General features: G+C 59.3%; 16 protein-coding genes. 7 read left to right on the top strand and 9 right to left on the bottom strand.

Translation table 11 applies throughout. The features are described 5' to 3' along the window. Positions 1–53: 53 nt before the first annotated feature. Positions 54–770, top strand: coding sequence for a ribonuclease PH (gene rph, locus GUC32_RS24005; protein WP_025160305.1), 717 nt, complete (start codon positions 54–56; stop codon positions 768–770). A 96-nt stretch (positions 771–866) separates the two neighbouring features. Next, positions 867–1,508 carry an orotate phosphoribosyltransferase gene (pyrE, locus tag GUC32_RS24000; RefSeq protein ID WP_004931204.1) on the top strand — a complete coding sequence of 214 codons (642 nt, stop codon included), beginning with the start codon at positions 867–869 and terminating at the stop codon, positions 1,506–1,508. A gap of 31 nt (positions 1,509–1,539) precedes the next feature. Here the strand turns inward: pyrE and slmA are convergent, their stop codons facing one another. The 3 genes from slmA to coaBC all read right to left on the bottom strand — a co-directional run bounded on the left by slmA (position 1,540) and on the right by coaBC (position 4,041). Then, on the bottom strand, positions 1,540–2,136 hold the full coding sequence (slmA, locus tag GUC32_RS23995) for a nucleoid occlusion factor SlmA (RefSeq protein WP_025304700.1): 597 nt from the start codon (positions 2,134–2,136) through the stop codon (positions 1,540–1,542). A gap of 251 nt (positions 2,137–2,387) precedes the next feature. Further along, entirely contained in the window at positions 2,388–2,846 is a 459-nt protein-coding gene (gene dut / locus GUC32_RS23990) for a dUTP diphosphatase (protein ID WP_016929680.1), read from the bottom strand. Next, positions 2,824–4,041, bottom strand: coding sequence for a bifunctional phosphopantothenoylcysteine decarboxylase/phosphopantothenate--cysteine ligase CoaBC (gene coaBC, locus GUC32_RS23985; protein ID WP_369435472.1), 1,218 nt, complete (start codon positions 4,039–4,041; stop codon positions 2,824–2,826). Before coaBC ends, dut begins: the two co-directional genes overlap by 23 nt. Before the next feature lie 183 nt (positions 4,042–4,224). Between coaBC and radC the strand changes: the two genes are divergently transcribed. The 4 genes from radC (at position 4,225) to mutM (ending at position 6,483) form a co-directional block, all read left to right on the top strand. After that, entirely contained in the window at positions 4,225–4,908 is a 684-nt protein-coding gene (gene radC / locus GUC32_RS23980) for a DNA repair protein RadC (protein WP_025304698.1), read from the top strand. A gap of 262 nt (positions 4,909–5,170) precedes the next feature. Further along, on the top strand, positions 5,171–5,407 hold the full coding sequence (gene rpmB / locus GUC32_RS23975; protein WP_004931195.1) for a 50S ribosomal protein L28: 237 nt from the start codon (positions 5,171–5,173) through the stop codon (positions 5,405–5,407). Positions 5,408–5,418: 11 nt separating this feature from the next. After that, complete coding sequence (gene rpmG, locus GUC32_RS23970) at positions 5,419–5,586, top strand: 50S ribosomal protein L33 (protein ID WP_002442576.1); 168 nt, start codon at positions 5,419–5,421, stop codon at positions 5,584–5,586. Between the two features lie 81 nt (positions 5,587–5,667). After that, positions 5,668–6,483, top strand: coding sequence for a bifunctional DNA-formamidopyrimidine glycosylase/DNA-(apurinic or apyrimidinic site) lyase (mutM, locus tag GUC32_RS23965; protein WP_025304697.1), 816 nt, complete (start codon positions 5,668–5,670; stop codon positions 6,481–6,483). Positions 6,484–6,486: 3 nt separating this feature from the next. On the opposite strand, the gene coaD is transcribed toward mutM, so the two are convergent. From coaD to waaA, 3 genes are read right to left on the bottom strand one after another with little or no spacing between them, the layout of a single operon-like run. Continuing rightward, positions 6,487–6,972, bottom strand: a complete 486-nt coding sequence (coaD, locus tag GUC32_RS23960) for a pantetheine-phosphate adenylyltransferase (protein ID WP_033631353.1) — start codon at positions 6,970–6,972, stop codon at positions 6,487–6,489. A 3-nt stretch (positions 6,973–6,975) separates the two neighbouring features. Continuing rightward, positions 6,976–7,749 carry a glycosyltransferase family 2 protein gene (locus GUC32_RS23955; protein ID WP_025304696.1) on the bottom strand — a complete coding sequence of 258 codons (774 nt, stop codon included), beginning with the start codon at positions 7,747–7,749 and terminating at the stop codon, positions 6,976–6,978. Next, a complete protein-coding gene (gene waaA / locus GUC32_RS23950; protein ID WP_025304695.1) occupies positions 7,750–9,027 on the bottom strand; it encodes a lipid IV(A) 3-deoxy-D-manno-octulosonic acid transferase in 1,278 nt (425 codons plus the stop codon). Between the two features lie 125 nt (positions 9,028–9,152). On the opposite strand from waaA, the gene GUC32_RS23945 reads away from it, so the two are divergent. Next, a complete protein-coding gene (locus GUC32_RS23945; protein WP_369435471.1) occupies positions 9,153–10,166 on the top strand; it encodes a glycosyltransferase family 9 protein in 1,014 nt (337 codons plus the stop codon). A gap of 44 nt (positions 10,167–10,210) precedes the next feature. Here GUC32_RS23945 and GUC32_RS23940 read toward each other — a convergent pair whose 3' ends face one another. Genes GUC32_RS23940 through rfaQ form a run of 3 tightly spaced genes read right to left on the bottom strand, consistent with a single transcriptional unit; the run spans position 10,211 to position 13,520 of the window. Then, the gene (locus GUC32_RS23940; protein WP_142591864.1) at positions 10,211–11,311 is read right to left on the bottom strand and encodes a glycosyltransferase; all 1,101 of its coding nucleotides are present in this window, start codon (positions 11,309–11,311) and stop codon (positions 10,211–10,213) included. Positions 11,312–11,313: 2 nt separating this feature from the next. Further along, positions 11,314–12,441 (bottom strand): glycosyltransferase family 4 protein, encoded by a 1,128-nt coding sequence (locus GUC32_RS23935; protein ID WP_043141035.1) that lies wholly within the window; start codon positions 12,439–12,441, stop codon positions 11,314–11,316. Then, on the bottom strand, positions 12,438–13,520 hold the full coding sequence (gene rfaQ / locus GUC32_RS23930; RefSeq protein WP_025304691.1) for a putative lipopolysaccharide heptosyltransferase III: 1,083 nt from the start codon (positions 13,518–13,520) through the stop codon (positions 12,438–12,440). Before rfaQ ends, GUC32_RS23935 begins: the two co-directional genes overlap by 4 nt. Positions 13,521–13,563 lie beyond the last annotated feature (43 nt).

Raw genomic sequence — 13,563 nt, 5'->3', positions numbered from 1 at the left:
ACGAAGCCCGTATAATGCGCAGCCAATAGTTGATTTGAAGCCGGAGAGAGCCCATGCGTCCTGCAGGCAGAGCACCACAGCAAGTTCGCCCCCTGACACTGACCCGTCACTATACCAAACACGCTGAAGGCTCAGTGCTGGTTGAGTTTGGCGATACCAAAGTCTTGTGCACCGCCACGGTAGAAGAGGGCGTTCCGCGCTTCCTGAAAGGCCAGGGGCAAGGTTGGATCACCGCCGAGTACGGCATGCTGCCGCGCTCCACCCACAGCCGCAACGCACGTGAAGCCGCCAAAGGCAAACAAGGTGGCCGCACGCTGGAGATCCAGCGCCTGATCGCGCGCTCGCTGCGCGCCGCGGTGGATCTGAAAAAGCTCGGTGAATTCACCATCACCCTCGACTGCGACGTACTGCAGGCCGACGGCGGTACCCGCACCGCCTCCATCTCCGGCGCCTGCGTGGCGCTGGCCGATGCGCTGAACACCCTGGTGGCCAACGGCAAGCTGAAAGCCAACCCGATGAAGGGCATGGTAGCGGCGGTTTCCGTCGGCATCGTCAACGGCGAAGCGCTGTGCGATCTGGAGTATGTGGAAGATTCCGCGGCGGAAACCGACATGAACGTGGTGATGATGGAAGACGGCCGCATGATTGAAGTGCAGGGCACCGCCGAAGGCGAGCCGTTCAGCCACGATGAGCTGTTGGCGCTATTGGCGCTGGCCCGAGGGGGCATCGAAACCATCTTCCAGGCGCAGAAAGCGGCGCTGGCGGACTGATTTTTTAAGGCGACTGAGAAGTCGCCTTTTTTATGCCCGACGATCGGGCGGCAGTAATGACAAGACCCAAGCAGATTCAGACGAGGAGAAGCAGTAATGAAAGCCTATCAGCGCCAGTTTATCGAGTTCGCGCTTAACAAGCAGGTATTGAAATTCGGCGAGTTCACCCTGAAATCCGGCCGCACCAGCCCGTATTTCTTCAACGCCGGCCTGTTTAATACCGGGCGCGATCTTGCGCTGTTGGGGCGCTTCTACGCCGAAGCCCTGATGGACTCCGGCATCGATTTCGATCTGCTGTTTGGCCCGGCCTATAAAGGCATTCCTATCGCCACCACCACGGCGGTTGCGCTGGCGGAACACCATGAGCGCGACGTGCCTTACTGCTTTAACCGCAAGGAAGCCAAGACCCACGGCGAGGGTGGTTCGCTGGTCGGCAGCCCGCTGCAGGGGCGTGTGATGCTGGTGGATGATGTGATCACCGCCGGCACCGCGATCCGCGAGTCGATGGAAATCATCGGCGCCAGCGGCGCTTCGCTGGCGGGGGTGCTGATCTCCCTCGACCGTCAGGAACGCGGCCGCGCGGATATCTCCGCCATTCAGGAAGTGGAACGCGACTATCACTGCAAGGTGATTTCGATCGTGACGCTGAAGGACCTGATCGCTTATCTGGAAGAGAAACCGGAAATGGCGGACCACCTGGCGGCGGTGCGCGCTTACCGCGAGCAGTACGGGGTATAAATAAAAACGCCGGGCATGCCCGGCGTTTTCGTTATTGCAGCTGTGCCGCCAATAGCGGCCAGCGGGCGTCGAATTCCTGCGTTGGACGATAGCGGAATTCCGAACGCACATAGCGCGACAACATGCCTTCGCAGAAGGCCAGCAGTTGGCTGGCCAACAGCGTTTCATCGACGATGAAGCCTTTGCCTTCGCGCAATTTGCGCTCTTTCAGCACCTGACGCAGCTGCGCCTCGATACGTTCGAACAGCTGGTTGATGCGGCCCTGCAGGCGATCCTGTTCAAACATCAGCGCGTGGCCGGTCATGATGCGCGTCAGCCCTGGGTTACGTTCCGCAAAGCCCAGAATCAGCAGTAAAATCAGGCGCAGACGATTAAACGTCTCTTTCTCGTCCTGCAAGATCAGGTTGATGCGGGTGATCAGGCTGTCTTCGATAAACTCGATCAGACTGTCGAACATCCGTGTCTTGCTGGGGAAATGCCGGTACAGCGCAGCTTCAGAAACACCCACGTTTGCGGCGAGCTTGGCGGTGGTAATGCGCTGGCTGCCGTCGCTGGATTCCAGCATCTGGGCTAACGCCTGCAATATTTCCTCGCGCCGATTCCTTTTCGTATTTTCTTTTTCTGCCATGTCTGATTAGACCCTTGCTAAAACTTAACTGACGGAAACCCGGGCACCGGCCGCTGCAGAGCAGGCTCTGTGCGGCTTATGTGATAGCTTTTTTACGATACTGGGGTCAGCGGCCTTAACGGCCTTTTTCCGCGCTGCCTGGTGTGCGCTGCAATTGTCGCGGTAAAACCTTGCCGCAGAGACATCCTTCTCCCCGGAAAGGCAAGGTTCAGGCGACGTTTCCCTGCCGGCCATCGTGCATTGGGTGGCGCTTAGTGGCGCCCCGAGTGGCCGAAGCCGCCTTCGCCGCGCTCGCTACTGTCGAACTCTTCCACCAGGTTGAATTCGGCCTGCACCACCGGCACGAAGACCATCTGCGCGATGCGTTCGCCCGGCTCGATGGTGAAGTGCTTCTGGCCGCGGTTCCAAACGGACACCATCAGCTGGCCCTGGTAATCGGAGTCGATCAGGCCGACCAGGTTGCCCAGCACGACGCCGTGCTTATGGCCCAGGCCGGAGCGCGGCAGGATCACTGCCGCCAGGCCGGCGTCGGCGATGTGGATCGCGAGGCCGGTGGGCAGCAGCGTGGTTTCACCCGGCGCCAGCTCTACCGCGCTGTCCAGGCAGGCGCGCAGGTCGAGACCGGCGGAGCCCGGCGTGGCGTAGGTCGGTAGCGGGAAATCCTGACCGATACGCGGGTCGAGGATCTTAACGTCGATTTTTTTCATCATAACGGCTGACTATCTCGTCTATTAAACGTTGGCCAAGGAGTGCCTTGTCGCTCAGCGCCAGGCGCTTTTCTCCATCCTGCCAAAAAAGGTGCAGGGCATTGGTGTCGCTGTTGAACCCGTGCTCTGCAAGCGATACATCGTTAGCGCAAATCAAATCCAGCTTCTTACGCGCCAGTTTTTGCCGCGCGTATTCTTCCACATTCTGGGTTTCGGCGGCAAACCCCACGACAAACGGTCGATTTTTGGTCATCGCGGCCACGCCGGCGACGATATCGGGGTTTTTTACCATCTTGAGGACGATTTCATCACCCTGTTTTTTTATTTTTTCATCGGCGATCTGCTCGGGGCGGTAGTCGGCCACGGCGGCGCAGGAGATGAAAATCTGCTGCTGCGCCGCGCGCTGTTGCACCGCCTGCTCCATCTCCAGCGCGCTGGTGACGTCCACTCGGGTGACCGATGGCGGCGTCGGCAGGCTGACCGGCCCGGCGATCAGCGTCACCTGCGCGCCGCGGGCGGCGGCGGCGCGGGCGATGGCGAAGCCCATTTTGCCGGAGCTGTGATTGCTGATGAAACGTACCGGATCCAGCGCTTCACGCGTTGGGCCGGCGGTGATCATAACCTGCAAATGTTGCAGATCCTGCGGGGCGGAGAAATGCGCGTTCGCCAGGTCGACGATGTCCAGCGGATCCAGCATGCGGCCCGGGCCGACGTCGCCGCAGGCCTGGCTGCCGCTGTCCGGCCCCCAGAGCAGCATGCCGCGCGTCTGCAGCGTTTGCAGGTTGGCCTGCGTGGCGGCGGCGCGATACATCTGCTGGTTCATGGCGGGGGCGGCGGCGATAGGGGCGTCGGTCGCCAGGCAGACGGTAGTCAGCAGATCGTTGGCCATGCCGGCGGCGACGCGCGCCAGCAGATCGGCGGTCGCCGGCGCCAGAATCACCAGATCCGCCCACTTGCCCAGTTCGATGTGGCCCATGGCGGCTTCGGCGACGGGATCCAACAGATCGTCGGACACCGGGTAGCCGGAAACGGCCTGCAGCGTCAGTGGCGTAATGAACGCCTTGGCGGCGTGGGTCATCACCACGCGCACTTCTGCACCCCTGTCGCGCAGGCGGCGCACCAGCTCTGGGCATTTGTAGGCGGCGATGCCGCCGCTGATGCCAAGCACAATATGTTTGCCGGAAAGTCCCGTCATCATCATTGTCCGATTGAAAGCCGAAAGATGCGCCATTTTAGCATATCCGCCGTTCAGGTGAGTGATTCCGCAATGGCTGCAGGGCGTTACATTGTGCTTTGCGAAACACTTCGCAATGTTATCAAACACCTGTCGAACGCGCCGGGCAGCACATGGCATGCTGTAGCCCTTTCAGGGAGGAACACGATGAGCAACCCGATTGTGGCGTGCTGGCCGGGCGCGCTGGCGCCGCGTGAAAAGCTGTTGATGCAGGGGGCGGCGGCGCTGTCCGACGCAGAGCTGTTGGCCATTTTCTTGCGCACCGGATTGCCCGGCGTGCACGTGATGCAGCTGGCGGAGCAGCTGCTGCGCCGGTTCGGCTCGCTTTATCACCTGATGTCGGCCGATCATCAGGCTTTTTGTAGCCAAAAAGGCCTGGGGGATGCCAGCTATACGCAGCTGCAGGCGATTGCCGAGCTGGCGCTGCGCTTCTTTTCCAGCCATTTGTCGCAGGAAAACGCCATGCTCAATCCGCGCGTCACCCAGCATTATCTGCAAAGCCTGCTGGCCCATCGCGAGCGAGAGGTCTTTTTGGTATTGTTTTTAGACAATCAGCACCGGGTTATTCGCCATCAGGAGATGTTTGCTGGTACCATCAGCAGCGTCGTCGTCTACCCGAGAGAAATTGTGCGTGAAGCGTTGAAGGCTAATGCCGCCGCGCTGATTCTCGCGCATAATCACCCCTCGGGTAAGGCTGAACCCAGTCATGCCGACCGTTTGATAACGGAACAGGTGGTGAAAGCCTGTCAGTTATTGGAGATCCGAGTGCTCGATCATTTGGTGATCGGTCGGGGTGAATGCGTCTCTTTTGCCGAGCGCGGATGGCTTTAAGCGATTTTTTCGCGATCCTTGTGGGATCTTTAGCTGTTCGGGACTTGAGCACTTACGCTTCAGAGCGTATACTACGCCACCTTTGAGAATCTTGGGTTTGGCGCAAGAGCCTATCTCAGCAGGTTTCTGACCTGATGTGTGGTTTCTACCTGATGACGAGAGTCTCCTCAGTATGAAGTTTGCTGAGATGGGCTCTAAAAGCCTGACGAGGCGGCCATACCCTATACGAAGCTCGAGCTGATTTGATTTTTGGAGAATAGACATGTCCCGAGTCTGCCAAGTTACTGGCAAGCGCCCGGTGAGCGGTAACAACCGTTCCCACGCAATGAACGCGACCAAACGCCGTTTTCTGCCTAACCTGCACTCACACCGTTTTTGGGTTGAGGCTGAGAAGCGCTTTGTAACTCTGCGTGTATCTGCTAAAGGTATGCGTGTTATCGATAAGAAGGGTATTGAGACGGTTCTGGCCGATCTGCGTGCCCGTGGTGAGAAGTATTAAGGAACTGAATCATGGCTAAAGGTGTTCGCGAGAAGATCAAGCTGGTTTCTTCTGCTGGTACTGGTCACTTCTATACCACCACGAAGAACAAGCGTACTAAGCCGGAAAAATTGGAACTGAAGAAATTCGATCCAGTTGTCCGTCAGCACGTAGTATACAAAGAAGCTAAAATTAAATAATTTTAGTGGATTAATGAAAAACCCGGCCTTGGCCGGGTTTTTTGTTTTATAAAGGGTAGAAAACGTCGGAGGGGAAGCCAGATGCCTGAATTACCGGAAGTTGAGACGAGCAGACGCGGTATAGAGCCTTATCTTGTCGGCCACAGCATTCAGTATGCGGTGGTGCGCAACGCGCGCCTGCGCTGGCCGGTTTCCGAGCAGATCCTGACGCTGAGCGATAGGCCGGTGCTCAGCGTGCAGCGCCGTGCCAAATACCTGCTGATCGAGCTGGAGAACGGTTGGATTATCGTGCACCTGGGCATGTCGGGCAGCCTGCGCATGCTGCGCGAGGAGAACGAAGATGAAGCGGGCAAACACGACCACGTCGATTTGGTGATCAGCAACGGCATGATCCTGCGCTATACCGATCCGCGCCGTTTCGGCGCCTGGCTGTGGTGCGAAGACCTGGCGACCAGCAGCGTGTTGGCGCATCTGGGGCCGGAACCGCTGAGTGAAGCGTTCAACGGCGACTACCTGTATGAAAAATCACGCAATAAGCGCACGCTGATCAAACCGTGGCTGATGGATAACAAGCTGGTGGTCGGCGTCGGTAACATTTACGCCAGTGAATCGCTGTTCAGCGCCGGGATCCTGCCCGATCGTCCGGCGGGATCGTTGAGCAAAGCCGAAGCGGAACGGCTGGTGAAGACCATCAAGGCGGTGTTGCAGCGCTCCATCGAGCAGGGCGGTACGACATTGCGCGACTTTTTGCAGTCGGACGGCAAACCGGGGTATTTCGCGCAGGAGTTGCAGGTTTACGGGCGGGCGGGAGAACCTTGCCGCGCGTGCGGCACGCCGATCGAATCCGCCAAGCACGGGCAGCGCAGCACCTTCTTTTGCCGGCGCTGCCAGCGCTGAGCATCACTCGGCGGCGAGCTTCGCCATCAGCGCCTGCGTAACCACGTCAGGCAGGAAAGGCGCGATATCGCCGCCGTGACGCGCGACCTCTTTCACCAGTGAAGAGGAGATGAACGACCACTCTTCGGAAGGCATCAGGAACACGCTTTCCAGCGTCGGCATCAAATGGCGGTTCATGTTCGCCAGCTGCAATTCGTACTCAAAGTCAGACACCGCCCGCAGGCCGCGCACCAGGATATTGGCATTCTGGTGAGCGGCAAAGTGCGCCATCAGCTCGCTGAAACCCAGCACTTCCACATTGCCCAGATGCGAGGTGACCTGCGTCGCCAGCGCCACGCGCTCATCCAGGCTGAACAGCGGCTTTTTGCTCGGGCTGGCGGCGATGGCCAGAATCACGTGATCGAACATCAGCGACGCGCGCGTCACTAAATCCAGGTGGCCGTTGGTCATGGGATCGAAGGTCCCGGGATAGATGGCTTTGCTGGTCATGATTCACTTCTCTGAGTAGTTGCGGCCCAATGCCCATAATGCGGCATATTTATTGAAGGTATATTGCGCGTTGACCACCGCTAACAGCAACCCCTGTTTACCGTCAAGGAAACCGGCCCGCAGCAGCCAGGTTTTGACGAAGGCACCGAGCGTGTGGGTCAGGATGGACAGATAGCCGCAACGCTTGCCGGCCCGGTGGCGTTGCGTGGCCCACTCTTCGGCATAGCGCAGCTGTTTGCGCTGGAAGGCGAAGAAGTCGCGGCAGGTCAGGTGCAGCATATCGCCGCTGAGGGGGATCACTTTGGCGTCGCCGATGTTCAGCGATTCGTGCACCAGATCGTCGTTATAGCGATAGCGTTGGTTGGCGTACAGGCGGTTGACGCGGTCGGGATACCAGCCGCTGTGGCGCATGAAACGGCCAAGGAACAGGTTGCGCCGCGCACAGCTGTAGACGGCGCCGTCGTCCGGTGCGTTCAACACCCGCTCGATGGATTGCCGCAGCTCGGGGGTGACGCGTTCGTCGGCGTCGATCATCAAAACGTAGTCATGACTGGCGTAGCTTTGCGCCAGCTGACGCTGCTTGCCGAATCCTTGCCAGTCGGTGTGCGTGAAGACTTTGGCGCCCAGACTTTCGGCGACGGCGACGCTGTCGTCCTCGCTGCCGGAGTCCAGCACGATGATTTCATCGGCCCAGGCGACAGAGCGCAGGCAGTCCGGCAACAGCCCGGCTTCGTTTTTGGCGATCATCACCACCGACAGGCTTTTGCGGCTGCTCATTCAGTGGCTCCGGGGCGGCAGATGCGGTTCAAGCAGCTGCAGCAGGCGCTGCAACGCTCCCTGATTCTGATACAGCACTTCCACCGCATGGCGGCCGTAGTAGCGACGGTAGTCTTCGTCGGTCAACAGGGTTTCCACTTCCTTCACCAGCGAATCCACGTCGGTCACGGTGATCAGGCCTTCGGCCTGCGAGAGCTTGGCGCAGATGTCTTTAAAGTTGAAGGTATGTGGGCCCATCAGCACCGGGATGGCGTGCGCGGCGGCTTCCAGCGGGTTGTGCCCGCCGCGTTCCACCAGGCTGCCGCCGACAAAGGCCAGATCGGCGATGCCGTACAGCAGCATCAGTTCGCCCATGGTATCGCCGATCACCACCTGGGTGCTGCCGGACGGGATTTCGCCGCTGCTGCGCAGGGTGTAGCTGAAGCCGGCCTTCTGCACCAGCTCTTTGGCGGTCGGGAAGCGCTCCGGGTGACGCGGCACTAGGATCAGCAGCAGGTCGGGGTGTTTTTCCAGCAGTTTGCGGTGCGCTTCAAGCAGGATGGTTTCTTCACCGTCATGGGTGCTGGTGGCGATCCACACCGGGCGGCGCGGCGCCCATTGGCGGCGCAATGTAACGGCGCGGGCGGCCAGCTCCGGGGTGACGGAGATATCGAATTTCAGGCTGCCGGTTACGGCCAGCTGCGAGCGTTTCAGGCCCAGTTCGATAAACCGATCGCCGTCTTCCTGGTTCTGTGCGGCGATCAGCGTAATGCGGCGCAGCATATCGCGCATGAATCCGCCAATTTTCTTGTAGCCAGCGGCGGAGCGAGCCGACAGGCGCGCATTGGCGATCACCAGGGGGATTTGCCGCTGATGCAGTGCGTTGATCAGGTTAGGCCATAGCTCGGTTTCCATGATGATCACCAGCTTGGGATTCACCTGGTCGAGGAAGCGGTTCATGGAACCGGGCAGATCGTAGGGCAGATAGACATGATGCACGTCTTTGCCGAAAGCGGACTGGACGCGTTCTGAACCTGTCGGGGTCATTGTGGTCACAGTTATCGGCAAAGCGGGGTAACGATGGCGCAGCGCCCGCACCAGCGGGATGGCCGCCAGCGTTTCGCCGACGGAGACGGAATGCAGCATAATGCCGCCCGGCACGACTTTCCCGGCGCAGAAGCCATAGCGTTCCGCCCAGCGTTTACGGTAGGCTGGAGCTTTGCGGCTGCGCAGCAGTAAGCGGAGCCAGATCAGGGGTTGGATGAGGTAGAGTAGTACCTGATATAAACGCAGCAACATTCTATCAATTTCATTTATATGGGTTATTCGGAATAGTACCATAACTGGAAGGGAAAGGCGCTAATTTGGTAACCTTGGGTGTCAGTTTCAGACAACCGGCGAGCGATTTCGCCGATAGGCTCGGAATGAAGAATATTTTAATTATTCGCCGCGACAACATCGGCGATCTTGTTTGCACTACGCCCTTGATTGAAGGGGTGAAAATTGCCTATCCAGACGCAAAAGTTTATCTGCTGATCAATAAAGTCAGCCAGGACGTTGTTAAAAACAACCCTCATCTCGAGAAAGTCTTTGTCTATAAAAAGGCCAAGCACAAGGCGAAAAATGAAACGACGTTGGGCGTTTATTTCGAACGTCTGATGATCTTCCTGAAGCTGCGCAAAATAAAGTTCGATGCGGTCATTCTGGCCAACCCGGTGCCTTGCAAATACAGCCTGCGTTTAGCAAAAATGGCCGGCGCCACCCATATCATCGGTGCCGATCTGGGCACGAAAGAGATTCAGCGCCCGTTCCGCAAGGACGATTTCCGCGGCCTCCATCAGGTCGAACACACCTACAGCTATTTATCGGCGATCACCGATCAAGCCATTCCGATCCCGCCGGTGCGGGTATTCCTGACGCCGGAAGAGCGGCAATTGGCGGTGCAGTGGCTGCAGGAACGTCTACCGTCGGTCGAACGGGTATGCGCCGTGCATATCAGCAGCCGCAGCCCGAAAAGACGCTGGCCGGTTGAACGCTATGCCGAAATCATCAACCGTCTGACCGCCGATCCCCACACCGGCGTGCTGATCTTCTGGTCGCCGCAGGGCACGCTGGCGCCGGACGACATCGGCGATCGGCAGCGCGCCGAACAGCTGCTGGCGCTGTGCCAAAACGAACGCGTCGCGCTTTATCCGACGGCGTCGGTGCGCGAGCTGTTGGGCGGGTTTGATTTATGCGACCGGGTGCTGTGCAGCGACGGCGGGCAGATGCATCTTGCCGCCGCGTTGAATAAGGACATGGTGGTGTTCTTTGGCGATACCGATAAAACGTCCTGGCATCCATGGACTGGCCGCCATCATATTTTGCAGAGTGAGTCGGGGCACTGTGAAGATGTTTCTGTCGATGAGGTTTGGCAGAAAATGCAGGCACTCAGCTAACGAAGAAAATAAGGCAGGTATCACCTGCCTTATTTATTTTTTTATTATTTTTCTTTCAGCTCAATATATTGACGGCAAATAGGGTCCAGCCCATAGCTTAGCAATTGCTGTTGATTTATCTGTGGCGGATTGGCGTAAATTTCCGCCATTTTTTCTGCCAGCGACGCTTCGTTTAATTCCGCCAACGCGTTAGCCATGCCGGCTTTTTCCAGAATTTCCGCAGGGCCGCCCGGACAGCGGGTGCTGACCACCGGCGTGCCGCACAACAGCGATTCTACCAGCACGTTGCCAAACCCTTCACTGTCGGAGCTGAGCACCAGCAGCGAGGCATGGCGAATAAATGGGTAGGGATTGGCCTGGAAACCGAGGAATAGCACGCGCTCTGCGATGCCCAAGTCTGCCGCCAGACGTTTGACCTCGGCGACGCGGGCGTCATCCCCGGTGCCGATCAAAGCCAGCGGCGCCTGAATGCCGGAGAGCGCATAGGCTTTCAGCAGGCGGTCATGCCTCTTGGTGGCGTGAAAGCGGCCGACGTGCACCAGATACTCCTGGCCGGCCAGTTCGCAAGGCGCCGCCGCCTGTTGCCGGATGGCGTCGATGTCGAACGGATTGTTGATGACCGCCAGGCGGCGCGGGCGGATCGGCAAGTTCCGCTGCAGGTCGTCGCCGACCGCCTGTGAAACGGCGACGATATTTCTCCCCTGGTAAACGTTGGCGATTTTACGTTGCTTGAGCCAGCGATCCAGGCCTTTGCGGTGGCCGAGGTAGGAAGTGGAGAGGATGCCGTGAATGCAGAACCACAGGCGATCCGCGGCCAACCGCTTGCTGCGGCTGACGATGCGATCGGTTTTATGCAGATTCGAGAACATCAGATCGAACGCGCCGTGTTGGCGCTCGTGTTCGGCTATTGCCCGATCCAGCGCGACAGCGCGGCGTGAGAGCTCGGTCAGCTTGCGCCAGGGGGCACGGCTGCGATCGGCCACCACCTGATAATCAATACCCGGCGGGATAGGGTAATTGCAGACGTCGCGCAGCGAGATCAGACTAACTTTATGCCCCTGTTGCTGCATGCCCTGGCACAGGGTCAACACCACTTTTTCCGCGCCGCCTCCCGGCAGGCCATCGATGATCATCAGAATACGCATAGCTAATCCAGTAACCGGTTATAGAGGGAAATGAGCTGTTCGGACAGATGCGCCGGCGTAGCCGTCATAATGCGCAATCTCGCCGCTTCGCCCATGGATGATCCCAGCGCCTGGCGCGGCAGCGCCCGAATGGCCTCCGTGATGGCCGGCACGTCGAGCGCGTCGGTCACGAAGCCGTTCTGGCCCGGGGTGATAAACTCGGCGCCGCCGCAGGTGGTGCTGGTGATAACCGGCAGGCCGCAGGACATCGCTTCCAGAATCACATTCGGGAATGGATCGTACAGCGTCGGCAGCAGCAGCGCATCCGCGGCCTGATAGAACGGCAAGGTCTGTTTCTGCACGCCCATAAAGTGAATGCGATCGCCGCAGCCTAGCGACTGCGCCAGCGCCCGGTAGCGTTTTTCGGCCTTGTCTTTGCCGACCACCAGGAGGTGGCTGTCGGTCACCGCCACGGCGCGGATGGCGGCGGCCAGCCCTTTGCGCTCGAAACCGGAGCCGACGAAGACCAGGCAGTGCGCCTGTTGCGGGATCTGATATTGCTCGCGCAGACGCCGGCGCTGGGCCTCGTCGGCGGGCGGGAACTTTTGGTTGTCGATGGCGTTATAGATCACCGTGATTTTGTCGGCGGGCACGCCAAAGTCGGCGATGATTTCCTGCTTGATCATCTCGGCGTTGCAGATGACGGCTTTCAGCTCCGGCGCGGCGTACATGGCGCGTTCGGCGCACATCACATAGCGGTGATAGCGGTTGGAGAACAGCCACTTGCGGCGCCACTCCGGCAGCAGACGCGCGCGTTGCAGCAGCCAGCGGCGGTGTACGCCGTCGCCGGCGCGGTAGATGTCGCAGCCGGGAATGCGTTCGTGGCTTTGCACCAGATCGAAGCGCTCTTTCTGCCACAGCGCCCTGGCCGCCACGGCGAAGCCCCGTTCGCGGCTGATGCGGCCGAGCTTTAACGGATTGCACAGGTGAATGTGCCAGTTGGGATTGGCGTCACCTTGCCATTCGCGGGTGATGACGTTCAGATCGAGATCCTGTTGTTCCAGCGCTTCCAGGGCGCGGGAAACGAAACGTTCGGCTCCGCCGTCCGGGCGGTATTTTTGGCGAACGATCGCCAAACGAAATGCTTTCATGCCAGCGTGCTCCGCGCGGCTGCAATCACCGCGTCTGTAGGAATAAGGTCGAGATACCGTTCGTCTGTGCCGGTATCAATGGCGTCCGGATCGGGCAGTTCGCCGAAGTCGCCGGCCCAGATCACGGCGCCGGTAGCCTGCCATGGCCGCCAGAAAGTCAGCTTGGAAGGGCCGAATAACGCCACGCACGGCGTTTGCAGCGCGGCGGCCATGTGCATCGGCACCGAATCCACGCCGATAAACAGCTTGGCGTGGTCAATCAGGGCAGCCAGTTGGCGCAGCGTCAACTGGCCGGCCAACGAGATTACGCCCTGCGGCGGGCAGAGCGCCAAAATGCGCTCGACCATGGCTTTTTCTCTGGCGTCGGGGCCGGAGGTGATCACCAACTGGTGTCCGTCGGCCTGCAAGGCGGTGAGGGTGGCGGCCATTTTCTCTTCGCTCCAGCATTTGAAGAACCAGCGCGAGGTGGGCTGCACCACAATATAACTGCCGGCGATGCCCTGTTTCTGCAACCGTTGCTCACAGGTCTGCCAATCCTGCGGATCGTAACTCATGGTGACATGCTCATTGAGCGTGGGCAGGTTCAGCGGCGCCAGCAACGAGAGATTTTGTTCGACGGTATGCAGGTGGGCGTGATTGTCGACCGGCACCAGCTGCGTGTGACAGTGGCGCCACAGGAAGCCGCGACGTTTGGGGAAATCGAAGCCCAAACGGATGCGCGCGCCGGTCAGGCGCGTGATGATGGCGCTGCGCCACTGATCGGCCAGATTGACCACCAGATCGTAGCGCTGCGCCTTCAGGCGGCGCAGCAGCGCCAGCTCGTGCCCCAGATGCGCGCGGACGCCCTGTTTCTTCCATTGGCGGTCGATGGCGAACAGCGTCGACAATTCCGGATTACTGGCCAGCATCTCCTGCGTTTCCTGATACAGCAGCACATCGATCTGCGCCTGCGGGTAGTTTTGCCGCAGGCTGCTGATGACCGGCGTGACCAGCAGCATATCGCCGTGATGGCGCAGTTTTATGATCAAAATACGCTGTACGGATGGGGCGGAAGTTAGTGCTGGCGCGTCGTTCATCATGAGTCGCTTTCTGGGAAACCAATCTTTGATTCTAAATGACCCG

The organism is Serratia sp. NGAS9, from assembly GCF_009905295.1.
Lineage (GTDB): Bacteria > Pseudomonadota > Gammaproteobacteria > Enterobacterales > Enterobacteriaceae > Serratia > Serratia bockelmannii.
Note: the sequence above shows the minus strand (reverse complement) of the source record. Positions and strands in the feature narration are given on the sequence as shown.